This is a genomic window from Brevibacterium sanguinis (assembly GCF_003315415.1).
Taxonomy (GTDB): Bacteria; Actinomycetota; Actinomycetes; order Actinomycetales; family Brevibacteriaceae; genus Brevibacterium; species Brevibacterium celere_A.
In genome coordinates, this window is record NZ_QNSB01000006.1 from 39,989 (window position 1) to 65,792 (window position 25,804).

Here is a 25,804-nt window from a genome sequence, read left to right on the forward strand (position 1 = left end):
CTTGTCCCACCCGGGATCATCGGCACACTCTCAGGAGTCAGAATGGACATGCTCAAGCAGGTCGGCCCGCGGCTGCGCGCCGCCCGGAAGTCGCGCGAGTGGACGCTCGAGGACCTCGCGGGGCGGGCCGGGATGTCGGTGAGCACGCTGTCGCGGCTGGAGAGCGGCAAACGTCAGGCCAGTCTCGAACTCCTCGTGCCGCTCACCCGGGAACTCGGGATCCGCATCGACGACCTGCTCAGCGCCGAGGCGCCCGACCCGAGGGTGCGTCGGCCGAGCATCCGCCGCGAGGGAATGGTCATCACCCCGCTGGCGCCCGAGGGCTCGGCGATCTCCACCTTCAAGATCTCCTATCCCCCTCGCGCCAGCGCCCCGGAGCCGCGGGTCCACGACGGGTACGAGTGGCTCTACGTCCTCAGCGGCCGGCTGCGCCTCGTGCTCGGCGAGCAGGAGCTCGTGCTCACCCGCGGCGAGGCCGCCGAGTTCGACACGCGCATGCCGCACAGCATCTCCGCCATCGGCCGGCCCGCCCAGATCATCAGCATCTTCAATCAGGACGGGGTGCGCATGCACACCCACGGGGCGGAGGAACCGGAGGAGTGAGTGCCCGGACGGTCACGATCGTCACGATATGGTCGGAGTCGGTGACCGTCCAGCTCCCCCTTATCCGCGAGATCCGCTGACCGCCGAGGAGGGGACCGGGAACCCGCAGGACGCCCTCGAACGTCGATCGCTCGGGATCGAGGCGGACCTCGCAGTCGGTGAAGTCGAGCCACGTGGACATCAGCGGCGACCACGCTTTGAAGATGCTCTCCTTCGCGCTGAACAGCAGCCGGTCCCAGGCGATGCGGGGGCGAACCCGAAGCGCCCCTCCTGAACCAGACGCCGCGTCGGCCTGATCGAGTCCCCGCCACCGCTCACCGAGGACTGGTTGCTCCGCCTCCCATCGCCGCAGCCGTCTGAGCATGCTCCGCTCCTCGCCGAGGCTCACCTGCGGCAGCACATCGGCGGGCAGGCACAGGTTCGGCTCGGCATCGATCCCGACCGAGGCGAACTGGGTGTGCCGCGCCACTGCTGCGGCGCACAGCCCCTCACAGTGGGTCATGCTCCCCACGATCCCCGCCGGCCAGAGCGGCTCTCGTCGGGATCCGGGGAGTATCGGCACCGGCGGATGCCCGATCCGGGCCAGAGCCGTCCGGGCGCAGGCCCGCACCGTGGCGAACTCGGCCCGACGGCGCGGAACCGCTCCTGCCACCACCCGCTCCTCCACCGCGAACAGTCGGTGCGCGCGCATCTGCCCGGACGAGACGAATTCGATGCCCGGCGGTACGAAACCGCTCACCTCGCCGCGCGCCGTCGACGTCCGCGAAGCCGTGCGGCCTCCAGCGCCGAGGACGGCGGCTCGATCGCGACGGGCGCCGGTTCCATCACAGCGGGCAGCGCGTGCGACCGTGCACCAGCCGACGACGCATCGACCACATCCGGCCGCTTCTCCATCGCCGATGACGCGAGATGGGCGATGGTGTCCGCAGGCGTCGGCCGAGCGAACAGGTCGATGATGTCGACCGCGTGCCCGCGCTCCTGCAGCCTGCGCTGCCCCGAGACGAGAGTGACCGAGGTGGCACCCTGGTCGAACCACGAAGTGTGCCGCTCGAGCCGGTCGAGTCCGAGCAGTTCGGTGAACACCTCCTCGACGTCCCTCCGCGCCCGGGCAAGACCGCTCTCCCCCGGCTGCTCAGCACCGCCCTGTTTCGAACCGGACTGCTGTTTCGAACCGGACTGCTGCTCCGGCCCGGGCTGCGGTGACACCGCCGACGACGACCTCGCAGCCGCTGCCGAGGCGTCACTCCCACCGAGGGCGCGCAGCTCATGGGCGAACCCCTCGGCGAGCGCATCGATCCAGCTCGGGGGCACGAGGGATTCGTCGGCGTCGACATTGCAGACGAATCGACCGCCGACGTCGAACATCTGCACATCGACGAGGACCTGCGGGGTCTGGCTGATGGCGTATTCGGTGCGACCGAGGACATCGAGCAATTGGGAGGGGTCGGTGTCCGTCCGATCCAGCATGCATGACACGGCGATCGGCACCGACGACGGCCTCCCCGCCGCCCGCAGCATCCGCAGCACCTCGTTGCCGTGAACGCCGTCCTCGGCGAGCCCGTGCTCGAGGGCGTCGGCGAGCCGCTCCTGTCTCCGGCGCAGCGAGTCTCCCTCCTCGACGTCTCCGAGCGCGACGGGAACCGTCGCGGTGTAGTCACCGACGACTCTCTGATGGTCGGGCGGTCGCCGGCTGAGGGTGAGCATGACGGTTCCGGCCCGCTCGGGTGCGAGCACCGCACCGAGGCAGTCGAGCAGCAGACAGCCGACCGTGACCTCGTGTTCGGCAGCGGCCCGCCGCAGCGCCGACCACTCCCCTGCCCCGATCTCGAACCTCCTCCGCACGAACCCGGCAGTCGTCCTCTCGGCCCGGATCGGCGGCACAAGCGGGTCCGGCAGATCGGCGAGGGCACGCTCCCAATGGGCACGAGCCCGCCGGGAGCTCGTGGGAAGTCCCCGCACCCAGGTGGCGAAAGCGGGAGGAGCGGGGTGCGATTCGGGCTCACGACCGTGGTACAGCGCGGCGAGATCCTCGACCACCGTGACCGCGCCGGCCGCGTCGCAGAAGAGCAGATCGAGGTCGAGGGTCAGCCGGGAGTACCGGTCATCGAGCATCGCCACATGCAGCCCGACCATGGGTGCCGAATCCGTCGGGAGCCGCCGGGCCCAGCGGCGTCTCCGCAGATTCTCACGCCGACGCTGCTGGTCCGCCGCGGAGAGCCCGCGCAGGTCCTCGACCTCGACGACGCCACTGTGATCCTCGGTCACCCGCTGCCGGGTATCGGGGGTGAGAACGGCACGCAGCATGGGATGCATGCCGACCACCCGGTCCCAGGCCCCACGGAGCCGGTCGAGATCGAGGTCCGCGACGAGCGCCTCGGTGTAGAAGTGCGGGGCGAGTTCCCGGCCGTGCTCATCGGGCGCCCGGCCGAGCAGATAGGCCAGCTGCATCTCCGTGAGGTCGAAGGCCGCGGGTTCCTCCCCGCCGCGGAGGTGAGGCCTGAGATCCGTGAGTTCGGCGGTGACCTGGTCGAGCAGGGCCGCGGCGCGGCGCAGACGCTCCGCCAGGCCGCTCAGACTCATGGTCCCGTCGCGGGGCGCCGAGGCGACCCGCGAGGGGGCGCGCGGAGGCACCGGTGCGGCCACGTCCGACGGCACGGTATCAGGCTCGGCCCCAGCGGCCTCCGTCGCCGGAGCCGTCCCCTCTGTCCAGTCGCCAAGCAGGGAGTCGAGGCTCCTGTCCGACAACAGGCTGCGCATCGCCGGGCGCGGCAAGCCGTGGTCCTCGACGAGGTTGGCCAGCCGGACCGCCTGTACGCTGGTGACGCCGTTGCGCAGGGGTGAGAGGTCGAAGGACACCTCCGCGCCGAGAAGGTCGGCCACCGCCTCCCGGAGATCCTGGTCCGGTTTCTCCGCGTCCTCGGGTCCCCGTCGCTCCGGCTCGGCGATGTCGGAAGAATCGTGGTCGGTCACGGCCGGCAGCCGTCGGGCGAAGGGATTCGGCAGCGACCGGTGGTCGACCTTCCCGTTCTCGGTCATCGGGAGCTCCTCGAGGAAGACGAAGCGTGACGGGATCATCGACTGCGGCAGTCGGGTGGCGAGCGCCTCGGCGAGTTCCGCACTCTCCGCGGCGGACAGTTCCCGGGGGCTCCGGGCTCTGTCGCTGATGTAGGCGACGAGGCGCGGCCGGCCGTCGGGGCCGGGAACGGAGCTGGCCAGCGCCTGCCGGACCCGAGGCAGGCGCAGCAGAGCCGTCTCGACCTCTCCGAGCTCGATCCGGTGCCCGCCGATCTTCACCTGCCGGTCGGAACGACCGAGGAACTCGATGGATCCGTCCGGGCGCCACCGCCCGAGATCACCGGTCCGATACAGGCGGGTGCCGAGGTCCGAGCGGTCGAGGAACCTCTCGGCGGTGAGTTCGGGTGCGCCGATGTAGCCCCGGGCCACTCCGGCGCCTCCGATGTGAAGCTCGCCCGGCCGACCGACGGGCACCGGGCGCCCGTCCTCGTCGAGGATGAAGGATGACTGGCCGGGAAGCGCTCGGCCGTAGGGGATGCTCGGCCAGTCGGGATCGACTTCCCCGATGGGATGGGTGATCGACCAGATCGAGGCCTCGGTCGCCCCGCCGAGGCTGTGCACCGCGACCTCGGGAGCCAGCGCGCGGAGGCGGTCCGGGAGCGTGACCGGGATCCAATCCCCCGACAGCAGGCAGTGCCGCAGCCCGCCGAGAGCCGCGCGGGCCTGGTCGGGAACCGATTCGGCGTATTCGATGAGCATCTCCATGAGAGGTGGAGCCGAGTTCCACACCGTCACGGAGTGCTCGGCCATCGTCTCGAGCCAGTGCTGAGGGTCGCGCAGCCGGTCGGGATCGGGGAGGACGAGTCCGCCGCCGACGCCGAGGACGCCGAAGACGTCGTAGACCGAGAGGTCGAAGGAGAGGGCGGAGATCGCGAACACCGTGTCCGCGGAGGTGATGCCGAAGCGGTGGCTGATCTCGTCGATGGTCGTCCGGGCCTGCGCATGTTCGATCGCCACCCCTTTGGGTTGCCCTGTCGAGCCGGAGGTGAAGATGACATAGGCGAGGTCCCCGGGAGCGGGGTCACCCGGTGTCGCGCGCCGGTCCGCGGCCGGCGTCCTGCGCTCATCCGCCGCCTGGATCCCAGGCATCCTGCGGACACCGACAGGCAGCTCGACCGAGGCGGCGGCGAGAGCCACGTCCAGTCCCGTCCGGTCCCGGATCGCCTCGAGGCGCGCGGTCGGCCAGGCCGGGTCGGCGGGCACGTACCCCGCACCCGTGAGCATGGTGCCGAGCACCGCGATGATCTGCTCGACCCCTTTCGGCAGGGCGATGAGCACGAGGTCCCCGGGTCCGACGCCGCATCCACGCAGACTCCGCGCCACGCCGTCGGCGGCTCGGGCGAGCTCCTCATGGCTGACGTGCACGTCCGTGCCCAGCAGCGCGGGCCGCGAGGCGTGCTCCGAGAGCGAGCCGAGCCACAGGTCGTGGAGCAGCGGTCCGCAGCCGGGCTGCCTGGCCGCCGGGACCGGCGTCTGCGCGAGCGGATCCCAGGCAGGCGCCGGACGGTCCCAGCCGGAGTCGTCGACGAGGCCGGCGAGCAGCGTCCGCTGCATGCCGACGATCCCCTCGATGACAGCAGGGTCCAGAGCGCCCTCGACCACGTCGTGGGTGAGCAGAAGGGAACCATCCTCCTCCCATACCAGGTGGTCCCAGAGCACCTGCGGCGTCTGGGAGACTCCGAACACCCGACCGCCGAGCCAGCGGTCGTCCGTGCCGGACGTCTGTCCGAGGCCGGAGGTGAAGACGACCGGCCACGGTCCCTCGCCCGGGCGGTCCCGGGCGACCTCGACCCCTCCGTACGTCCCGTGGTCGAGGACTTCCCGCAATCGCCGGTCGACGGCTCCCGCCAGGGTCGCGAAGGCATCGGAGCTGCCGGGACGGAATCCCGAACCCTCACCCAGAGGCAGCAGAGCGGTCGACGAGAAGTCGCCGACGACCTCGTCGAAGCCCGGAGGGCGGTCGAAGGTCGTGAGATTGAGCGTGAACCCGTCTCCCGCCGACGGCGCCCACCTGTCGCAGGCGAGGGCGAAGGCGGTGAGCACCACCGTCGTCGGCGACAGTCCGCGGGACGTCGCCGCCTCGCTGATCCGCGCCCAGGCAGCGGAGTCGATGAGCTCCCGGTGGCGGCGGAAACGGGTCCCGCTCGCGGGGAAGGTCGACCCGGCCAAGGGAGCGGGGGCGATCTCCTGCCCGCGCCACCAGGCCCTGTCGCGGCCCCGCCGCCTCCTCCTCGCCTCATCGTCGACGCGGGCGGCGAGCGCCTCGGCGAAGTCATGGGGAGAGGGAGCGATCTGCATCCGTGGTCGGCGCACGAGCCGGCCCCACTGCCGCATGATGAGCCCCCAGGAGGCGAAGTCCACGAGCAGGGCGTCGAAGCCGAGGCACAGCCGCAGGACGTCGCCGGGCAGGAGCAGCGCCTGGACGTCGACGATCGGCCAGACGTCGGTGGGCCTGCGCTGATGGGAAAGCTCATGACGCAGCTGTTCGGCACGGCGGCGGGCCTGTGAGGGGTCCAGATCGCGCAGATCGTGGCGCGGGATCGTCCAGTCGCGGAGGTCGTGGACGGTCAGCTGCGGCCTGGCCTCTCGGTCGACGGTCGTCCGCAGCATCGGGTGCAGGGCGACGACCCTCTTCCACGCGGTCTCGAGGCGATCGAGGTCGGCCTCGAGACCGCGTCCGGCGCGATGCCGGGCATCCCTCTCGTATTCGTGGTACCAGAAGGTCGCGACCCCGCCTCCCGTGAAATCGTCTCCCCGCCCCGTCCAGTACGCCTCCTGGACGACGCTGAGTCCGGTGGGCTCGGACGGAGCCGGCTCCCAGGGTTCAGCGGCCTCCCGGCTCCCGACCTCCTCTCCCCTGCGGAGCTCGGCGAGGACCTCCCTCACCGTGGTGGCCGCGGACAGGGAGACGAGCGGGAGCTCGATCCCGAATCGGGAGGAGAGCTCCTGCCTCCAGCGCAGTGTCGACAGCGAATCGAGGCCCAGGGAGGCGAGGCCGACGTCGAGGTCCACCGGCTCCGAATCCGTCCCGATCCACCGTCGCAGGGTCGAACACAGCGCCTCGGCGAGCTCCGAGGGGCACTCGTCCGGGTCCGGATGTGAACCGGACAGCCGTCCCGGCTCCATCCCCGTCCTCTGGTTCTCGACTGTCGGATCGTCGCTGTCGCTCACCGGAACCTCTTCTCTCGTGCCGCCTTTTTCTCTAATGATACTCATTCTCGTTCTCATGTTAGGATCGCGGCGTTCGATGTTCCGCCCCTGACCAGCGATCGGCACGGTGATTCATGTCGGCGATGCGCCCCCTGCTTCGTGTCATCCGACCCGCCGCACCCCTCCTCGTCCGCGCGGGGATCCACGAGACCCTGGGAGCCCTGTCCCGTCTCGGACTCGGCCTCACTCTCGCTGCGGCGACGGTGGGGGCGATCGCTCCCTGGACCGGAAGCGACGCGCCCGACCCGGTTCCTGACCCCCTCCGGCTCGCCATCCTCGCGGGGCTCCTCGCCGTCCTGGCGTGGTTCGGCCAGTGGCGCGGCGGCCTCTGGGCACACCGCGCCGACGCCGCACTCCAGAGGCGTCTTCGCGAGCGCACCCTCGCCCGGATCGAGCGCAGGCCGCTGGCATGGGTCGACGGTCGGGGCGGGGTGGCTGTCAAACGCATGGTGACCGAGGACGTCGACGCCCTCCACCACCTCGTCGGCCACGCCTTCGGCCATCTCGTCGCGGCACTGGTCCAGGCGGTCGCCGGTCTCACCGCGCTCCTGCTGCTCGCCCCCGCCGCCACCGTGCTGTCCCTGCTGCCTCTCCTTGCCGCTCTGGTCCTGGCCGGACGCCAGCGGGCCCGGCTGCCCGAGCAGATGAGCCGCTATCAGCAGGCCGCCGGATGCGTCGACCGGGCGGCCGTCGAGTTCGCCGCCGGCACCGCGGAACTGAAGATGTTCGGCCGCGCCGCGGCCGGATTGTCCCGGTTCCGCGCTGCGGCCGACGACCACGGTCGCTTCGTCTCCGAGTGGGCGCGGACGGTGACGCCGACGATGGCCCTGCAGTATGTGCTCCTCTCCGCGCCCGCCGTCTGGGCGGTGCTCGGGATCCTCGCCTGGGCTCGGATCGTGACGCCCGCCGAACTCGTCGTCCTCGCCATCGTTCTCCCGCTCCTCCTCAGCCCCGTCGAATCCCTCGCCTTCGCGGCCCAGGAGCTCGCCGGCGCGCAGTCCGCGGCAGCCCGCATCGACGAGGTGCTCAGCGGTCCCCCCGACGACGCCCCCTGCCCCCTGCCCCGCGCGCGGCCGACCCCTGCCCCCGGGCCCCCGACTCCGGTGCCCGCCTCCGTGCACCTGCGCGACCTCGGCGTCGTGGTCGGGAACCGGGAGCTGCTGTCCGGGGTCGACGTCGACATTCCCTGCGGCGCGACAGCCGTGGTCGTCGGTCGCAGCGGCGCCGGGAAGTCGACCCTGCTCGAGACGATCGCCGGCCTCCACCCTCCGGCCCACGGCCACATCGAACTCGCCCCCGAGGTCACCGTGGCAGCCCTGTGGCAGCGGCCCTTCGTCCTGCGCGCGAGCGTCCTCGACAACCTCCGCCTCGCCTGCCCGGAGGCGAGCGAGGCGGAGTGCCGGGCCGCGGCCGCCGCCGTGGGCATCGACGACAGGCTGCGGGCCCTCCCCGCCGGCTATCGCACGGTACTCGGCGAAGGCCAGTCGCTCTCGGGCGGCGAGAGGCAGCGGCTGTGCCTGGCGCGCGCCCTCGTCGCCCGTCCCGGGCTGCTCCTCCTCGACGAGCCGGTCGCCTCTCTCGATCCCGCCTCGGCGCGACTCGTCGATGACGCCCTTCGGGACCTGCGCGGACGCTGCACCATCGTGCGCGCGGACCACCGACCGGGCCCTGCCCTCGAGGCCGACCTCGTCCTCGTCATCGACTCCGGTCGTCTGGTCGCCGCGGGACCGCCCGCCCTGGTCCTCGACGAGACCGGAGCGCTGCCGTGAGAGCCGGGTCGACGCCGCGGCGGCGGCTCCTCCTGTGCCTCGTCGCAGCGGTCTCGGCCGCCGGCGCCGAGGTCCTCGCCCTCGGTGCTGTCGGTGATCTCATCAGCTCCCCGACCGCCCCGACGGTGACCGCCCTCCTCCTGTGGGTGCTCACCTGGGTCCTGTGCTCCGGAGTCGCCGTCTGGTCGGGACGCAGCTGCGGCTACGGACTGTCCGCAGCCCTGCACGACGCCCTGGCCGCGCATCTCCTCCGCCTGCCCCTGCTCTGGTTCGGCCGACGCAGGCACGGGGAGATCAGCCGGCTGTTCGGCGCCGACGTCATGGCGGTCATGAGCATTCCCGCCCATCTCCTCGTGCCCGCGACCCGGTCCGTGCTCGTCACCTGCGGGATCATCGTGCTCCTCCTCGGCAAGGACGTGCCCACCGGGCTCATCGCCCTGGCTTGGCTGCCCGTGCTCACCGTGCTCCAGCTCTGGAGCGCCCGCCGGGCCGCGACCGGTGATGCCGCCCTCGCCCACGCCCGCCGGGAATCGGCGGACCGGGTGATCGAGTTCGTCGACGCCCAGCGCACTCTCCGCCTCCTCCCCGACACGGGTCACGCCGCGGAGATCCTCCGCGAATCGGTCGCCGAGGTGTCCGAGCGAACCGAAGCACAGGTCGAATCCGTGGTCCGGGTCCTCGGCGTCTTCGGCCTCGCCGTCCAACTCATGTTCGTCACCGTGGCGGGCTCCGGTCTGCTCCGAGGCGACTGGAGCGACCCCGGGCAGGCGGTGGTCATCGTGCTCGGCGCCGGCACGATGGCGGCTGTCCTCCAGTCCGGAGCGGGGCTGGCCGCCACCATCAGGGCCGCGCTCGGATCGTGGAGCGCCATCCGATCCTTCCTCGCCCTCCCGCCGCTGCCCGAACCCGAATCACCCCGACACACGGACGGTCAAGGCGACATCCTCGTCGAGGGGCTCACCGTGGAGTCTGCCGGCATGGACCCTGTCCTCGCCGACCTCAGCTTCCACGTTCCGCCGGGCAGCCTCACCGTCGTCCTCGGCGCCTCGGGATCCGGGAAATCGACGCTGCTGAGGATGCTGGCCCGGTTCGCCGATCCGGATTCGGGCCGGGTGCTCATCGACGGGGTCGACTGCCGGGAACTCGGCTCCGCCGGGGTTCATGACCGCGTGTCCATGGTCTTCCAGGACGTCGAGCTGTTCGCGGGCGACCTCCGCGACAACATCCGTCTGGGGCGGCCCGAGGCCGACTCCGAGGAGGTCGACTCCGTCGTCGCCCTGGCCGGGCTCGACGAGACGATCGGCGAGCTCCCGGAGGGTCTCGGCACCACCGTCGGCGACCACGGGGCCGGCCTCTCCGGTGGACAGCGGCAACGGCTCTCCTTCGCCCGGGCACTGCTCGCGGACACCCCGATCCTGCTCCTCGACGAACCCGCCTCGAGCCTCGATGCGCACCATGGCACCATCCTCGAGACCACCATCGCCGGACTGCGCGGGCACCGCACCGTCGTCCTCGTCACCCATCGCGTCGAATCCGCGCAGGCGGCCGACCAGATCCTCGTCCTCGACGGCGGGCGCATCGTCGAACGCGGCCGCCACGAGGATCTCCTCACCCGCGACGGGCCGTACTCGCGCCTGTGCGCGGCGGCAATGACCGACCACACCGCACCGAAACCCACGATGGAGAGCACTCCATGACCGACCACCACCCTGTTCCCACCGACGTCGACGCCCTGATCGTCGGCGGCGGCCCGGCCGGGCTCACCGCCGCACTCGTGCTCGGTCGACAGCAGCGGCGGGTGCTGCTCGCCGACTCCGGCCACCCCCGCAACGAACACGCCTCCCGGATGCACATGTACCTCGGCCGCGACGGGACCGATCCGGCCCGGCTGCGCCGTGACGCTCACGCGGAGATCGCCGTCCACCCCGCTGTCCGGTGCGTCGACGTCGAGGTCTCCCGTCTGGAGGGAACCGCAGGAGACTTCACCGCCGAGCTCGGCGATCGCAGTGTGCGCGCCCGCACCGTGCTGCTCGCGGGCGGGGTCCGCGATGAGCTCACACCCCTTCCCGGGCTTGCCGAGCGCTGGGGTCGAGACGTCCACCACTGCGCGTACTGCCACGGATTCGAGACGCTGGGGAGGAGGATCGGCGTCCTCGCCCGGATCCCGGTCGACGTCGTCCTCGCCCGCTACGTGAGGGACAGATTCGGCTCCCACGTCACTCTCTACACCGCCGGTCTCGACGCCGAGGACGAATTCACCGCCGAAGCGCTGTCGGCCGCTCGGGGCGAGGGAATCGCCGTCGATGCGCGTGAGGTCTCGGGCCTCGGCGGTGCTCCCGGCTCCCCCCGGGTCGAGTTCGCCGATGGCGGGGCCGAGGAGCTCGAGGCGATCTACCACCGGCCTGCCGCCGTGCAGTCGAACGACCTGGCGGCGGGGCTGGGCTGCACGATGACCGCGGACGGCCTCATCGAGGTGGGGCCGGACTCGGCCACCTCGGTGGAGGGCGTCTACGCCGCCGGGGACGCCGCCCGGATGGCCGCGGCCCCGGCTCCCATGCAGTTCGTCGCCTCCGCGGTGGCCGACGGTCAGCGGGCGGCGGTGTGGATGGAACAGCAGCTCTTCACCCGGTCGTGATCGGTGCCGCAGGCGGGCGGAGGGCGCGGTCGGCGACCGCGGCGAGCTCCTCGTCATGGGTCGTCAGCAGGATCGCGCGGCCCGCCGCCGCCTCGGCGCGCAGCCGCTGGGTCATCCGCGCCCGCGCGCGGGGATCGAGAGCGGAGCCGGGTTCGTCGAGGAGAAGGAGCGGAGCGCCGGTGACCAGCGCCCGGGCGAGAGCGGCGCGCTGACGTTCTCCGCCGGAGCATTCCCCGGGCCGGCGCGCCGTCACCTCCCGACTCAGGCCGAGATCGGCGAGAACGGATTCCGCCCGCCTCCGCGCCCGGTCCCGATCCACCCGGTCCACGATCCGTGACTGCTTGACCACCTGCGCGAACAGGCTGCGGCCCGGATTGAGGCCGCCGGCGCTGTCCTGGACGACGAGCTGCACCTCGCGGGGATCGACACGCCCCGCAGGCAGGCCGGTCCCCTGGACCGCGAGCCCTGCCGGCGGCCGATCACCGGCGAGAGTGCGCAGGATCGTGCTCTTGCCCGCCCCGGAGGGAGCCAGCAGCGCGACGATCTCCCTCGCGCCCACCTCGAGGTCGACCGGCCCGAGGCTCTCCCGGCCCTCGAGGTGCACCGAGAGGTCCTTCCAGCAGCGTCGCTGCCGCCCGTGGTCCGCGTCGATCGGAACGGTTCGGGCACGGTCGGGGCCGGCCGCCGCGACGACGGATGCCGGGAGCCCTGACGTACCCGGCTCGTCGGCACCGCGCCGATCCTCGATCGTGTGCGCGACCGCTGACGTGCCCGGGGGCGCGAGGCGACCCTCGGCGAGTTCGCGGACCTCGGTGGCGGTGGCATCGAGCCAGTCGCGGTCATGGCTGACCACGATGACCGCACCGCCTGTCGCGGTGAAGGCCCGCAGAGCCTCCGTCACGCACCTCACAGTCCCGGGATCGAGGCCGGCCGTGGGCTCATCGAGCACGAGGATCCGCGGATGGCCGGCCAGTGCCCTGGCGAGGGACACCCGGGCCGCCTGGCCGCCGGAGAGTTCCGCGGCCGAGCGGGAACCGGTCCCGGCCGGAAGCCCGAGGTCGGTGAGAATCCGATCGACGTCCACGCCGTTCCGCCCGTCGGCCACGACCGCGGCGACCGTGCGGCGCCGATCGATCGTGCGGCCGGGATCCTGCTCCGACCATCCGATCAACCTCCGGCGCAGACTCGAACGTGCCGCCTCTCGGCGCGGCAGACGGCGTCCGCCGAGGACGAATCGATCGGCGCTCATCGGCAGGCCCGGCCGCGGTGCCCCGGCCAGCGCCTCGACAAGGGTGGACTTCCCGGCGCCGCTGGGGCCGCGGATGCCGAGGATCTGCCCAGGAGTGAGGACGATCCTGTCGGCCCGGATCATCGGCGCCGAGGGCGGGCCCAGGCGCAGTCGCTCGACGTCGAGCAGAGCGGAGCCGTCTCCGGCGCCCACCCGCAGACGCTCGGCGCCCCGACGTGCTCCCGCACTCGGGGCGAGGGCACGGGCAAGGGAATCGAAGCCGACGAGCACGATGAGGCTCACGCCTGCCAACGCGCAGGCCGGAGCAGCGACCGACCACGGCGCCATGATCACTCCGGGCAGGTTCTCCCGCACCATCATCGCCCAATCGGGGGTCGGAGGTGCGGGCCCGAACCCGAGGACGTGGAGGGCGGCGAGGAGCTGCAGGCTCGCGAGCACCCGGATCGCCATATCGGAGATGACGGTCCCGCTGAGTGCCGGGACGAGCTCACCCAGGACGATCGCGGTGGGTCCTTCTCCCCGTCTGACCGCGATCCGGACGAACTCGGCATCGGCCAGGTCATTCGCAGCCGCCCGGACGATCCGGGCGGACAGGGGAGCACCGAGGGCGAGCATGCCGACGGCGACCGCGGCGACCGCGGGCAGCAGAGTCGCGGAGCAGAGCACGACGATGCTGCCCGGCAGCGCCATCGCGGTCGCGGTCACGGTGTCGAGGATCCGTCCGAGCCGAGCGATCCTGGTGGCGAGCAGCCCGAGGAACGATCCGAGCACCGTCGTCGCCACCCCGATCGGCAGGCTCGCCCACACGAGGTCGGCTCCACCGGCCAGGGTGCGGGAGAGGACATCCCGACCGAGGGCATCGGTTCCCCAGGCGGCCCTGCCGGAGTGAGACCACGGGGCCCCGATGACGGCGCTCACGGAGTGCGGTGCGACCAGCGGGCCGAGCGAGACGAGCATCGCCGTCAGCAGCAGGAGCAGGACCGGCGGTCCGATCCGCCGGAGCCCGGCTGGAACCTTCGCGCTCATCGGCGACCGGCTTCCGTGCGGACGAGGTCGGCGAGCATGAGCAGGGCCAGCGACACACCGACGATCACGAGGCTCACCGCCTGCACCATGGGGGTGTCCCGGGCGGCCACCGCGCTCGCCAGGCCCTGCCCGAGACCGGGGTAGGCGAGCAGTGATTCGACGACGACGCTGCCGCCGAGGACGCCCGCGGTGAGGAACGCGGCGGCCTGGGCGATCGGGGGCAGCCAGCGCGGAATCACATGGGACACGACGATGATCCGGGCCGGAACGCCTCGGCGACGGGCACTGACCACGACATCCCCGGCGAGGAGGTCGTCGGCGCTGCCGCGCAGCAGCCGTGCTCCCCAGGCCGTCGCGGGCAGGGCGAGGGCGAGGATGGGCAGGAGCAGGATCTCCGGATCCGACCATGCCGGCATCCCCGGCGTCGGCAGTGACACCGCGGGAACGAGGCGAAGGCCCACGGACAGCAAGAGGACGAGGCCGACGACGAGGACCACTTCGGGCAGACCCGCCAGGACGGCTGTCACCACGGCCAGCCGGGCGCCGGCAGGCCGACCGCGCCACCAGGCGAGCGCCAGGGCCAGCAGGACCGCCGCGAGCACGGCGAGCACGGCGGCGGGCACGGCGACGATCAGAGTCGTCTGGAGCCTGTCGAGCACGCGCGGGAGCACCGGCTGACCATCCGTCAGGGACGTGCCGAGGTCACCGCGGAGAAGAGAGGCCCACCAGTGAGCCAGGCGAATCAGGACCGGGCCGTCCAGGCCGCGCTGGGAGCGCAGCAGTTCGGCCCGGCCCCGGTCGGCGCCGGCGACCCCGTCGGCGAAATCGCCGGGCAGTGCCTCCGTGAGCAGGAACAGCCCGCTCATCACGACGAGGAGGCCCGCCGCCCAGCGGGCGAGCAGGACGAACGGTCGGACGGGTCTCACGCGTCGAGGGTGACTCGGCTGAGGTCGAATCGGCTGCCGGCCTCGGGCAGTCCGGACACCGCCTCGGAGTGGAGGGTCAGGCGGTCGCCGAAGCCCCACACCACCCAACCGCCCTCGGCCGCCATCCGACGGTGGAGGTCCCCGATCAGCTGCGCTCGCGCGGCGTCATCGGTCGTCGACATCGCCGTCGCGAAGAGGGAGTCGAACTCCGCGTCCTTCCAGCCCGTCTCAGAGAACGAGGAGGAGGACAGGACGGTCGCGCGCACGAGCGAGGCGAAGGTCGTCGAGTCGACGGAGTAGTAGCCGACGGTGAAGGGCTCGACGGTGTACGCCTCGGTCCAGTACTTCTCCGGAGGGTGGTGCTCGATCTCGATCCTGATCCCCACCTCGGCGAGCTGCTCCTTGGCAAGTGTCGCGAGCGGCAGCATCGCGGGATAGGCCGTCGAGGTGTGGAGGACGGTGTCGAAGCCGTCGGGGTGCCCGGCCTCGGCGAGGAGCTCCTTCGCCCGTTCGACATCGCGTTCGAGGGCTGGCACGTCGTCGGGGACCTCGGGATCGTCGAGGCGGATCATGTCCCGGCCGACGCTTCCGTAGCCGAGGTAGACCTGGTCGACGAGCGCCTGACGGTCGAGACCGAGCTTGACGGCCTCGCGCACGGCCGGTTCGTCGAAGGGCGGGGCGTCGACGCGCAGCAGCAGAGGGACCGCCTCGGCACCGGGCCTTTCGGACACCGCGACGGCGGATCCTGCCGCTTTGGCCGCGGCGGGCTGCACCCCGGCGGCGACATCGATGCTGCCTCCCGTCGCGGCCTGGGCGAGGGCCTGCGGATCCGAGAAGCCCCGGATCTCCAGGGTGGCGACGCCGGGGGTTCCGCCCCACCACTCCCCGTTGGCCGAGAGCACAGCGGCCTGGTCGTCGAGGGTGTCGAGCCGGAACGGCCCTGAACCCACCGGCTCCGCGAAGTCGGTCGTGCCCTCGGGTACGACGAAGCTGCCGAGGGTGAGCGCGAGCGGGAGCTCTGCGTCCGGTGCGGTCGTGGCCAGGCGCAGCGTCGTGTCGTCGACGACCTCGCTGCCCTTGATGTCCACGGTTCCGGCCCGGCCGCCGTTCTCCGCACTCTTCTCCACCATCCGGCCGAGGCTGTAGAGGACGTCGGACGCGGTCACAGGCGCACCGGAGCTGAAGACCGCGTCGTCGCGAAGGCTCAGGGTCCACTCCGTCGCGTCGGCATTCGCCGACCACGAGGTGGCGAGCGCTGCGGCGGCAGCCCCGTCGGCCCCGCGCACGAGGAGGGTGTCGTAGAGCGCGGTGAGTCTGGCCCAGTCGGCCTCGCTGAAGAGCTGTCCGTGGGGGTCGGCGACAGGGGCGCCTCCCCCGGACACGGCACCGAGGCGCAGCGTGCCACCTCCTCCTGGGGCCTTCGCGGGGTCCCCGCACGCCGCGAGCAGCAGCGGGAGCGAGAGCGCGGCTCCGAGTCCGAGGAAGCGGCGGCGTGAGGGTGGGTACATCGTGGTCATGGATTCTCCGTTCCAATCGTTGCTGTGGCAGGCGCGGTGGGGCCGTGGATGTCCGCGGGCTTCGCGAGGAAGGCCGAGATCTCGTCGGCGACTTCCTCGACGGCCGGGGATCGGATCACCGAATAGTGATGGGCGTCGACGTCGACGACCCTCAGGGGTCCAGTGATCCAGGGAGACCAGCCGAGGTCCGCCTCGGCGGTGTCGTCGACGCCCATGCCCTCGGCGGAGTTGCGCGGCGACCGTTCCGCCGCCCGGACGAGCAGCGTAGGTACCGCCTCGTCGAGGACGCCGGCTCGGTGTCGTGCCAGGGCGTCCATGTGCCTGCGGAACACCTCGAATCGCCTCTCCCGGTGCTCTCCGGCGGGCAGGGCGCCGTGGGCGTCGAGCTGTTCGGCGAGGCCGCGCCAATGCTCGTGGCGGCCGAGGTCGAGGCCGAGGAAGGCCTCGATCGATCGCAGCTGACGCAGACGCTGGACGTCCTCAGCGTCCGTCTCGGTCATCCCGGTGAGGCGCACGATCCTCTCCGGTGAGTTCGAATCGATCATGAGCAGGGCGTCGACCTCGCAGCCGTCCGACCTCAGCCGACGGGCGAGCTCCTGAGCCAGTGTCCCACCCATCGACCAGCCGCCGATGGTCAACGGCCCGATCGGCTGCCGGGTGCGGATGAGGTCGCGGTAGAGCCCGACCATCCCCTCGACCGTCCCGGGCACCGGATGGTCATCCAGCCCCGGATCGCCGATCGCGACGACCGGGCGAGCGGTGTCGAGCCGCCTGGCCAGTTCGACGTAGCAGAGGACATCGCCGCCCGAGGGATGGAGCAGGAAGATGGGGCGGCCGGTGCCGGCCCGCAGCTCGAACAGCGACTCCTCCGGCACGGGTCGTCGCGTCTCCTCGGGCTGCCCGGTCCGGACGAGACCGGACGGGGTCGGGTCGGAGAGGAAGTCCCGGATCTCGATGCGTCTGCCGGTCTCCTCCCGGTGGCGGGTGAGCATCCGCACCGCCAGCAGGGAGTCCCCGCCCAGGGAGAAGAAGTCCTCGTCACGGGACGGCGCCTGCGGCAGCTCGAGCATCTCGGCCCACAGCCGTGCGACCGCGGCGAGCTCTCCCTCATCGACCGCGAGGGCATTCCCCACCGGACCGACCCTGTCGGCAGCCCGTGCGGTCTCCGTGCGCTCGGCACCCGGCCGGCACTCCAGCTCCCACACCCCAGTGCCGACAGGAGGGAGGGCCGTCGTCCACGTCTCCGGGTCGTGCAGCGCCTCGATCCCGGTCGCGACCTCCTCCAGGACGCGGTCGGGCACCCCCTCGGCGAGCACCTCGTCGACGGAGGCGAGAGAGGCGATGAACGAGCCCTCGAGTTCGAACACCCGGAGTTCGAGCTCGACCTGCGGAGTCCGGATGTCCTGGTGGAAGTCGCCGAGGTGGATCCGTCCCAGCGGGCCCAATCGCTCGGGGAGGGACCCGCCGAGAGCGGAGTCCATTCCCAGGGTCGATTGGAAGACGACGGGAGCGATCGTCGTCGACCGCCCACGACGGCGCCCGAGCTCGCGTCCCACCTCGACGGCGGTGACGAGGTCCCGTCTGCCGTGCTCGTCGACCTGCCCCGCGATCGACCGCATGGTCTCGAGCACCGTTCCGCCGGGCAGTCTCAGGGGCAGCAGTGCGGTGCGGGAGAAGGCCCCGATGAGCCTGTCGATGTCGGCATGGATCGGCACGCGGTTGTGCTGCATCGAGTTGAGCAGGATCTCCGATCGGCCCGTCAGCCGCTGCAGGGCGAGGGCGAAGACCGAGAGCACCGCGGTCGCGGGTGTCACTCCATGGCTCCGGCAGACGTCGCGCAGCACCCGCCAGTCGTCCGGCTCGAGCCAGAACTCCCGCATGGTCATCCGTTCGACGACGTGCTCGCCGTCCGGTTCCCGGTGCGGCAGTCGAGGAGGGGCCGGCAGGGACTCGAGGCGCTCGAACCACCATCGGCGGTGCTCTTCCCGTGCGGACTCGACAGAAGGGGAGGTGACGGAATCGACGTAGTCCCCGAAGTCGATCTCGAGCGGGGCCTCCAGTGTGCCGGGCTCGGCGAGCTGGGCGAAGAGCTCCCTGTCGTAGAGGGCCGCCGACCACCCGTCCATGACGAGCAGGCTCGAGGACACGTGCAGGCGGCCCCGGCCGCGGCCGAGCAGGACGACGTCGACCGCGACAGCCGGTCCGGACTCCGGATCCGGCCCCTCGGTCGCCCACACTGCGCGCAGTCGAGCGAGTTCGGTCTCGGGATCCGGATGGTCGCGGAGGTCGATGACGGTGGCCGGGGTGCGGGCCGACTCGTCCTCGGGATCGCGCAGCCTCTGCGTGCCGTCGGGGAGGACCTCGGCGCGGACCATCGGCTGATGGGCGGCGACGGCGTCCACGGCACGCCGCAGAAGCGCTTCGAGAGCCTCTGGATCGGGTTCCCCCGCGGGAAGGGTGAGCGCGACGTCGGTCGAGACGTGCGCGGTCCGGTACGAGTTGTCCCAGCCGCCGCTCTGACCGACGAAGTACCCCTGCTGCAAGGGCAGGAGGGGGAAGGGCGCACACGGGTCGGCGCGACGGCGCAGCGGCAGCCGGGTGACCCCCGGATCCCGGTCGGAGAGGAGCGCGACCAGGTCCGCGACGGTGATGTCGGCACGGATCTCGTTGAGCGGCAGCCCGGTTCCGGTCGCCCGGCGCAGCGCCGAGGCCATACGGACAGCGAGCAGGGAGTCCCCGCCGAGGGTGAGGAAGGTCTCGGCCCCGATCTCCTCCGGGTCGAGTCCGAGGAGTTCGGCCCAGACCATGGTGACCGCCTCTCGCAGTGTGCCATCGTCCTGCGCCGAGGTGGGCGCGAGGTCCGCGCTCCGCGGGGCCGAGGAGGGGTCCTCCTCGGCAGGTTCGAAGGAGGCGAGATATGCGGAGAACCATTCGCGCGCCTCGGCGAGGTCGACGACGGTGTCGCAGACGTCCCACTGCAGCACCAGGTCACCGCGATGGTCGAAGGCCTGATGGTCGAGCCACACCTGGGGGGTCTGGCTCACCCCGTGGACCTGCGTGCCGAGCCACTCGTGATCGTGGGCAGCACCGCCGAGACTGTCGAGTCCGAGCATCGAGGTGAATACGACGGGGATGTTCCCCGTCCGGCCCCGGCGTCGGCTCCATTCGGCGAGAACGTCGATCCCGCTGACTCCGCTCTGGTCGAGGTCCTCGACGAGGCGGTCGTGGGTGGCGCGCACGTTCTCCCAGAGCTGTGGTCCGGCGGCGCCGGATTCGTCCGCTTCGTGGATGATCATGCTGGAGAACTCGCCGACGACCCTGTCCACTCCGGGGAGGTCCGGACGGTCGAAGACGCTGAGGGTGATGGAGAACCTCTCGTCCCCGCTCCAGCGCGCCAGGAGGCTGCGGTAACGGCTGAGGACGAACGCTGTGGGCGTGACACGATGGAGCGCGCAGTCACGCGTCCACCGGGCCCAGGTCTCCGCCGGGATCCGTCCTGCCAGCCGGGTGAAGTGCGGACGGGAGGTGAGCCGGCGTGGGGCCTCGTTCCCGTCGCCCCCGGCTGCCTCGTCACCGGCGCTGCTTCCGGCCCGGGCGATGCGCGGTGCGTCCGGAAGCCGGTCGAGCCGCTCTCGCCAGTGGGCCCACGCCTCCTCCCGACGGGAATCCTCGTCCCTGCCCTCCAGCGCCCGCAGGCAGCGCGCGAAGCTCGGCGGTTCCTCACCCAGGTCGGCGCTCGGATCGAGGTACCGGGCACGGACCTCCCGGTCGACGATCATCCAGCTCGCGGAGTCGCAGACGAGGACATCGACGGAGAGCAGCACCCTCCAGGTCCCGTCGGGCAGACCGACGATGACCGGAGTGACGAGCGGCCAGCGGGACGGGTCGGCGACACGCGTCGACCACTGCTCGCGGAGATCGGCGAGGGCCTCATCGGCGTGGTCCTCGCCCCGCAGGTCGACGAGCTGCGGTGCCCAGTCCGGGGGAAGCTCGAGGATCCTGTGCTCACCCTCGGCGGTGATGATCGCTCGCAGCATCGGATGGCGCGCGACGACGTCCCGCCAGGCCTGCCGGTAGCGGGCGACGTCGAGATCGGTCACGGCGTACTCGAGGTAGAAGTGGCACCCCACGCCGTGGCCCTCGGGGCTCGCGGGATCGAGCCCGCGGGTCCGGCCGATCCAATAGGCGTGCTGGACCCTGGTGAGACCGAATCGAGAGTCCTCGTGCCGGGCCGCGCCGGCGAGTTCCCCCGCCTCCGTCGGCTCTGCCGTCGCTGCCGTGACCGCGCCGGCCGCGGCGTCCTTGTCGTGCGGTCCCGCCTCGTCGGCCCGCCCCGTCGCGGCCGCCGTGTGCCCGCGGCTCTCGAACAGCCGGGCGCAGTCGGCGACAGTGGGGGCCGAGAGCAGCTCGCGCAGGCGCAGGTCGATCCCGTGCTCGGAGCGGAATGTCGCGAGCACCCTGGTGGCGAGCAGCGAATGCCCGCCGAGCGCGAAGAAGTCATCGGCCGGCGAGGTGACGGGCCGGGAGAGGACCCGGGACCAGACCTCGGCGACGATGCCCTCCCACCCGGTGAGCTCCGAGCCCCCGTCGGGGCTCGTGTTCGCCGTGGTGGTCCGGGTCGAGTCGAGGTGAGCGGTGCGGGAGTCGAGTTCGGCCGGAGACGCCGCGATCATCCCCTTCACGTCGAGGCCGATGACACGGAGGATGGTCGTCACCGCGTCGTCGAGGTCGATCGCGTATCTCATCGAGATCTCGGCTGCGCTGTTCGACTCCTCCGAGGACCCGGTGCGGATCCGATCGAGGTCGAGCGTCGTCCATCCCTTCGCCGTGGCGAATCCGTCGAGGAACCTCCCTGCGGCCACATAGGCTCCGAGCCCGAATCCGCCGATCGTCCCGGCCACCGAGGACAGGAGGAGGACCGAAGGAGCGGCCGGAAGCGATTCGAGCGCAGCCGACAGCTCGAGCGTTCCGCGGATCTTCGGCGCGAATGCGGCCTCGATGCTCGTCGTGTCGAGTTCGGCCAGCGGCGCGAGGTCGACGTGGACGGGCGCATGGACGATGTGATCGAGGCGGCCGTGCTCGGCGACGACCGAATCGAGGAGAGCGGCGAGTGCGCCCGGCGCGGCGACGTCGACCCGGGCCGCCCGTGTGCGCTCGAGTCCCGCCAGTCTCCTGGCCCGCTCGCTGCCCGCCTCCGGCAGCGACCGACCGGCGAGGACGATTCTCGCTGCTCTCGAGTTCGCCTCGATCCGTTCCGCGAGCGCCAGCCCGACCGATCCGAGTCCTCCCGTGACCACCCAGACCTCAGGCTCTCCGGGGTCGTGGTCCATCGCCCCGATGCCGCTTGCGGGATGCCAGGAGTCCCAGCGCCGGGTCCACGATCTGCTGCCGCGCACTGCCCGGTGCGGCTGCAGGGCCGAGATCGTCGTCTCCGCGGACTCGCGTTCGGTCAGCTCCGTGTGGAACCGCAGGATCTCCTCCACCGCGCGGTCCCAGGCCGGAGCTGCGAGGTCGAGGTCGACGGTGGTCCAGGCGATCCCCTCGACCTCCTGCCCGAGCACGCGCACGAGCCCACTCGTGGCGGTGGCGAAGGGGTTGACGGTCTCGGTGCCGAGCACATCCTCGGCGCCGAGGGTGAGGTGGACGAGTCCGCGCACCCCGATTTCGCCGATGCTCCGCGCCAAGCGGCCGAAGGTCTCCGCTTCGGCCCTCAGCTCCTCCTCGTTCGCGGGTGAGCTGAGGTGGACGAGGACCTCGGGTCCCGCCGAGGCGCCCGGAGCAGCGGCGGCCGCCTCACTGAGGACCACTCCGCGTGCGATCAGGGCCGCGCGCAGCTCTTCCGCGACGTTCCCGGAGAGTGCCACGACCACAGCGGTCGCGGCGTCGGCGACCCGGTGCCGTGGCTCCTGCCTCCACCTGGGCAGCTGGAGGGGTTCGGCCTCGCTCGGAACCGGCCCGTCCCCGCGCGGTGCGGAGCTGCTCGCCAGCGTGTCCCGGTAGCCCAGTCTGTGCGGGATCCCCCGCTGACGGCGCTGCCAGGGGTAGGGCGGCAGCGGGACGGTGCGTCCACGCGGAGCGAGCCTGTCGAGATCGACGTCGAGGCCGTGGCTCCAGGCGATCGCGAGTGTCCGAGCGAAGGCCACAGCGGCTCGGGAGGCGGAGCCCGCCTCGGCGGGTGTCGTCCAGCAGGAGTGGACGTGGACCGCAGCGGATGCGGCGCCTGCGGCGAGGTCGCCGCCCGGCCCGGTCTGGAGGACGAGGGCACGGTCGCCACCCCTGAGGGCCGTGTCGAGGGCGAGGTCGAAGCGCACCGGTGCACGGAGGTGGCGCGCCCAGTGGTCGGCGCTCAGGGGCGCGGTGATCTCCGACCCGTCGATGCCGGTGATGAGTCCGCCGCTGGGTGCCGGACGTGGGAAGCCTGCCGACAGCGCCATGATCTCGGACAGGACGGGCTCGACGAGGCGGGAGTGGCTGGCCACGGCGACGCGGAGCCTGCGGTGGTCGATCTCCCTCCTGTCGAGGCTGTCCTCGAGGGCCGTGATCGCGTGTTCGCTGCCCGCCACCACGCTGAGCAGGGGGCCGTTGACCGCGGCGAGATCGACCTCGGGGTGCTCGAACAGGATCTCCTCCGCCTCCTGCGCCGAGACAGGCAGGGAGAGCATCGCGCCGGAGGGTAGGGTGGCGAACAGGCGCGCGCGTTCGACGACGAGGTGCAGCGCGTCCCGACGGTCCATCGCCCCGGCCACGACTGCCGCGGAGTACTCTCCGAGGCTGTGTCCGAGCGCGACATCCGGTCTGAGGCCGTAGTCGGCGAGGAGGTCCAGGTAGGCGAGTTCGACGGCGGCGAGTGCGGGCAGGCCGATCCGAGTATCCTCGCCGCCGGCCGCACCGGGATCGAGGACGAAGTCTCGGGGGTCCCGTCCTCCGAGTTCCACGATCGCCTCGGACGACGCGTCGAGGCTGCGGGCGAAGGTCGGCAGAGCGGCATGGAATCCCGCGGCCATCCCGGCATGCTGGGCTCCCCCGCCCGGCATCACCGCGACGAGCCGGGGTGGCGTGTCCCCCGCTGCGATGACCGGGGTGGCCTCCTCGTCGAGGAGGGCCCGGCGGTGTCCGAGATGGCGACTGCCGTGGGCGAGAGTGCCCGCGAGGTCCTGGGGCGCAGCGGTCGCGGCCAGGTCGCGCACCTGCTCCGTCCGGTGTTCGAGCGCCTCGGGGTCGGCGGCGGAGATGAGCAGCGGGGACGGGAGAGGGGCCTCCGCCTCGCCCCGACCGGGGTGCCCTCCTCCCCGGCTGCGGTCGGGGGCGGAGGCGATGATCGCGTGAGCATTGATGCCGCCGATCCCGAACGCGCTCACCCCCGCCACCCGGCGGGGGTCCTCCCAGGTCCGGGCCGTGGTGGCCAGGGTGAAGGGAGAGCCGGCAAGCGGGAGGGCCGGGTTCGGGGTGTCGGCGTCGAGGGTCGGCGGGATGAGTCCGTGCTCGACGGCGAGGACCGCCTTGATGAACCCGGCGACCCCGGCGGCCGAATCGGCGTGGCCGATCATCGACTTCACCGAGCCGAGAGCGCACCAGGGCTCCTCCGCCGCCCCGAAGACCTCCACCAGAGCCCGGACCTCGATCGGGTCCCCGAGCATCGTGCCCGTGCCGTGGCCCTCGATGAGCCCGACGTCCCGGGGATCGACGTCGGCGGCGGCGAGAGCCTCGGCGATGACGCGCGCCTGACCGCTGACGGAGGGCGCGGTGAACCCGACCCGATCGGGCCCGTCGTTGCCGATCGCGGTACCGAGCACCACAGCGTGGATCGGATCGCCGTCGGCGAGGGCGTCGCCGAGGCGCCGCAGAGCGACCATGCCCGCCCCCTGGGTGAAGACGGTGCCGGTCGCGCCTTCCCCATAGGAGCAGGTGCGACCGTCGCGGGAGAACGGGCCGTCCGGGACCGAGAGGTAGCCCTGCTCCTGCGGCAGCCGGAGGGAGACGCCTCCTGCCAGCGCGGTGTCGCACTGGTGGCCGAGCAGCGCCTCGACGGCGAGATGGATCGCGACCAGGGAGGTCGCGCAGGTGGCGCCGACGTCGACGGTGGGTCCGTCGAGTCCCAGCTGCCAGGCGATGCGCGCGGGCAGGTAGTCGGCGATGTTGAGTCCGTGCAGGTGGAGGCTGTCGATCGGATCCGCTCCTCCCCGCGGATGGAATCGATCGCCGAGGTTGTCGACGAGGTGCGCGGAGAAGGCCTGCCCGGCATAGACCCCGACCGCACCGCGATGCCCGGGACGGCCGAGGCCTGCCGCCTCGAGCGCCTCGACGCTGCATTCGAGGGCGAGCCTCTGCTGCGGGTCCATGAGCCCGGCCTCGGTCTCCGACAGCCCGATGCCGGCGGCGTCGAAGGTGGTGGGATCCTCGAGCAGTCCCGCGACGGGGACGTGGTCGGGATGGGCGATGACCGCCCTCGGGACGCCCGCAGCCCGCAGTTCGTCCTCCGTCAGCTCGGTCAGTCCGGTTCGGCCGGAGGAGATGAGGTCCCAGTAGTCCGCGATCGAGGGGGCTCCTGGGAACCGGCAGCTCATTCCGACAACGGCGATGTGTTCGTCGGGGGTGTCGTTCATCGGTCGGTCTCCTTCGGGGCGCGCACGGCGTGCCACACGTGCTGGTCGTATCGGGCGGCCGGGTGGTCGTCATCGGGTCCGGGCAGGACGTCGAGGAGGTCCCATCCCGATGCGGCGACGACCTCGCTCCAGTCGGTCGTGTCGAGCAGCGTCCGCCCCGTCCGCGTTCGGTCGCCACCGATTCCCGACCCCGGTGGCGGCAGGGTCATGAGGAACCGCATCGAGATGAGGAGCGGAAGATGCTCCGTCCCGGTTTCGATGAGGGCGAGCGCGGCCTCTGGCCGGCACAGGTCGGCGAGAATGCGGAGGGAGCTGGAGACATCCACGGCGTTGTGCATGACGTTCGCGGCGAGCACCACGTCGATCCCTCCGGCGAGATCGCCGAGCGCCTCGCGCTGGCGCTCGGAGGCGTCGTTGATGTCGAGGATCCCCGCGCTCAGCCCGGCCCGACCGGCCCAGTGGGTGCAGGCCCGGGTGACGAACCAGTCGCCCACATCGGTGAAGTGGTAGCGGAGTGGGAGGTCCCGCACGGTGTCGAGGACGGCCTCGGTGGTTCCGCCCACGCCTCCGCCGACCTCGAGCACCTGGGGCGTGCGGCCGCTGCGGAGGACTCCTCGGCACCGTGCCCGGACCACCTCGGCGGCCGCCGCGTTGGTGTACCTGCTCGCCTCGTTCGTCCGGTAGATCTCGGCGGCGATGTCGTCCTGGTCGAAGAGCAGGCTCTGCAGCCGGACCTCACCCGTGAGCAGGGCCGGGAGATTGCGCGAGCATGCGGCGAAGAACCGGGTCAGGGCGCCTCCGGCACCCGGGTCCGGGGCAAGCGCGAGCGCCTCGGCCCAGGCCCGATCCACCTCCGCCCGGCTCGGAGGGGCGGACACCCAGCGGATGTCGGCGGAGAGGTGACCGGATCTCCGGAGTTCATCGAGCCATCGGCCGACGATCGCTCGGGCGTCTGCCGAGAGGTCCGCGGCCATCGTCGCTGCGGCCGGACTGTCACCGCCGAGACGGTCCACCGCCCATGCCATGCTCGCCAGGGCGGCGCGGTCCCGCGCGGCGTCGACGAGGGGGTCGAGCTTCGGGCCGCAGTCGGCCGCTTCCGCTCCGGCGCGTCTGGCCTCTCTCACGCATCCACCTGCCACTCTCGATATCCACTGTTGATAATGAATCTTATTATGCATGAGGCTGCGTGGA

Annotated in this window: 11 protein-coding genes; 4 read left to right on the forward strand and 7 right to left on the reverse strand. The window is 72.0% G+C overall.

Going from position 1 to position 25,804, the window contains the following annotated elements; all coding sequences use genetic code 11:
- The first annotated feature begins 42 nt into the window (after positions 1-42).
- Positions 43-603, forward strand: coding sequence for a helix-turn-helix domain-containing protein (locus DFO65_RS10055; protein ID WP_113904300.1), 561 nt, complete (start codon positions 43-45; stop codon positions 601-603).
- Here DFO65_RS10055 and DFO65_RS10060 read toward each other — a convergent pair.
- Positions 548-1,342 carry a 4'-phosphopantetheinyl transferase family protein gene (locus tag DFO65_RS10060; RefSeq protein WP_220151268.1) on the reverse strand — a complete coding sequence of 265 codons (795 nt, stop codon included), beginning with the start codon at positions 1,340-1,342 and terminating at the stop codon, positions 548-550. The two genes, DFO65_RS10055 and DFO65_RS10060, sit on opposite strands and share 56 nt — an antisense overlap.
- A complete protein-coding gene (locus tag DFO65_RS10065) occupies positions 1,339-6,849 on the reverse strand; it encodes a non-ribosomal peptide synthetase (protein WP_181778693.1) in 5,511 nt (1,836 codons plus the stop codon). Before DFO65_RS10065 ends, DFO65_RS10060 begins: the two co-directional genes overlap by 4 nt.
- 113 nt (positions 6,850-6,962) lie before the next feature.
- Between DFO65_RS10065 and DFO65_RS10070 the strand changes: the two genes are divergently transcribed.
- The 3 genes from DFO65_RS10070 to DFO65_RS10080 are packed head-to-tail and all read left to right on the forward strand — an operon-like array spanning position 6,963 to position 11,292.
- Positions 6,963-8,657 carry an ATP-binding cassette domain-containing protein gene (locus DFO65_RS10070; RefSeq protein ID WP_113904302.1) on the forward strand — a complete coding sequence of 565 codons (1,695 nt, stop codon included), beginning with the start codon at positions 6,963-6,965 and terminating at the stop codon, positions 8,655-8,657.
- Positions 8,654-10,354 carry an ABC transporter ATP-binding protein gene (locus DFO65_RS10075; protein WP_113904303.1) on the forward strand — a complete coding sequence of 567 codons (1,701 nt, stop codon included), beginning with the start codon at positions 8,654-8,656 and terminating at the stop codon, positions 10,352-10,354. The genes DFO65_RS10070 and DFO65_RS10075 overlap by 4 nt, the downstream gene beginning before the upstream one ends.
- The gene (locus DFO65_RS10080; protein WP_113904304.1) at positions 10,351-11,292 is read left to right on the forward strand and encodes an NAD(P)/FAD-dependent oxidoreductase; all 942 of its coding nucleotides are present in this window, start codon (positions 10,351-10,353) and stop codon (positions 11,290-11,292) included. Before DFO65_RS10075 ends, DFO65_RS10080 begins: the two co-directional genes overlap by 4 nt.
- Here DFO65_RS10080 and DFO65_RS10085 read toward each other — a convergent pair.
- The 5 genes from DFO65_RS10085 to DFO65_RS10105 are packed head-to-tail and all read right to left on the reverse strand — an operon-like array spanning position 11,279 to position 25,737.
- On the reverse strand, positions 11,279-13,567 hold the full coding sequence (locus DFO65_RS10085; RefSeq protein ID WP_113904305.1) for an ATP-binding cassette domain-containing protein: 2,289 nt from the start codon (positions 13,565-13,567) through the stop codon (positions 11,279-11,281). The two genes, DFO65_RS10080 and DFO65_RS10085, sit on opposite strands and share 14 nt — an antisense overlap.
- Complete coding sequence (locus tag DFO65_RS10090; RefSeq protein WP_113904306.1) at positions 13,564-14,493, reverse strand: ABC transporter permease subunit; 930 nt, start codon at positions 14,491-14,493, stop codon at positions 13,564-13,566. Before DFO65_RS10090 ends, DFO65_RS10085 begins: the two co-directional genes overlap by 4 nt.
- Positions 14,490-16,010, reverse strand: a complete 1,521-nt coding sequence (locus DFO65_RS10095) for an ABC transporter substrate-binding protein (protein ID WP_113904307.1) — start codon at positions 16,008-16,010, stop codon at positions 14,490-14,492. Before DFO65_RS10095 ends, DFO65_RS10090 begins: the two co-directional genes overlap by 4 nt.
- Positions 16,007-24,613, reverse strand: coding sequence for a type I polyketide synthase (locus tag DFO65_RS10100; RefSeq protein WP_113904308.1), 8,607 nt, complete (start codon positions 24,611-24,613; stop codon positions 16,007-16,009). Before DFO65_RS10100 ends, DFO65_RS10095 begins: the two co-directional genes overlap by 4 nt.
- Complete coding sequence (locus tag DFO65_RS10105; RefSeq protein ID WP_181778694.1) at positions 24,610-25,737, reverse strand: methyltransferase; 1,128 nt, start codon at positions 25,735-25,737, stop codon at positions 24,610-24,612. The genes DFO65_RS10100 and DFO65_RS10105 overlap by 4 nt, the downstream gene beginning before the upstream one ends.
- Positions 25,738-25,804 lie beyond the last annotated feature (67 nt).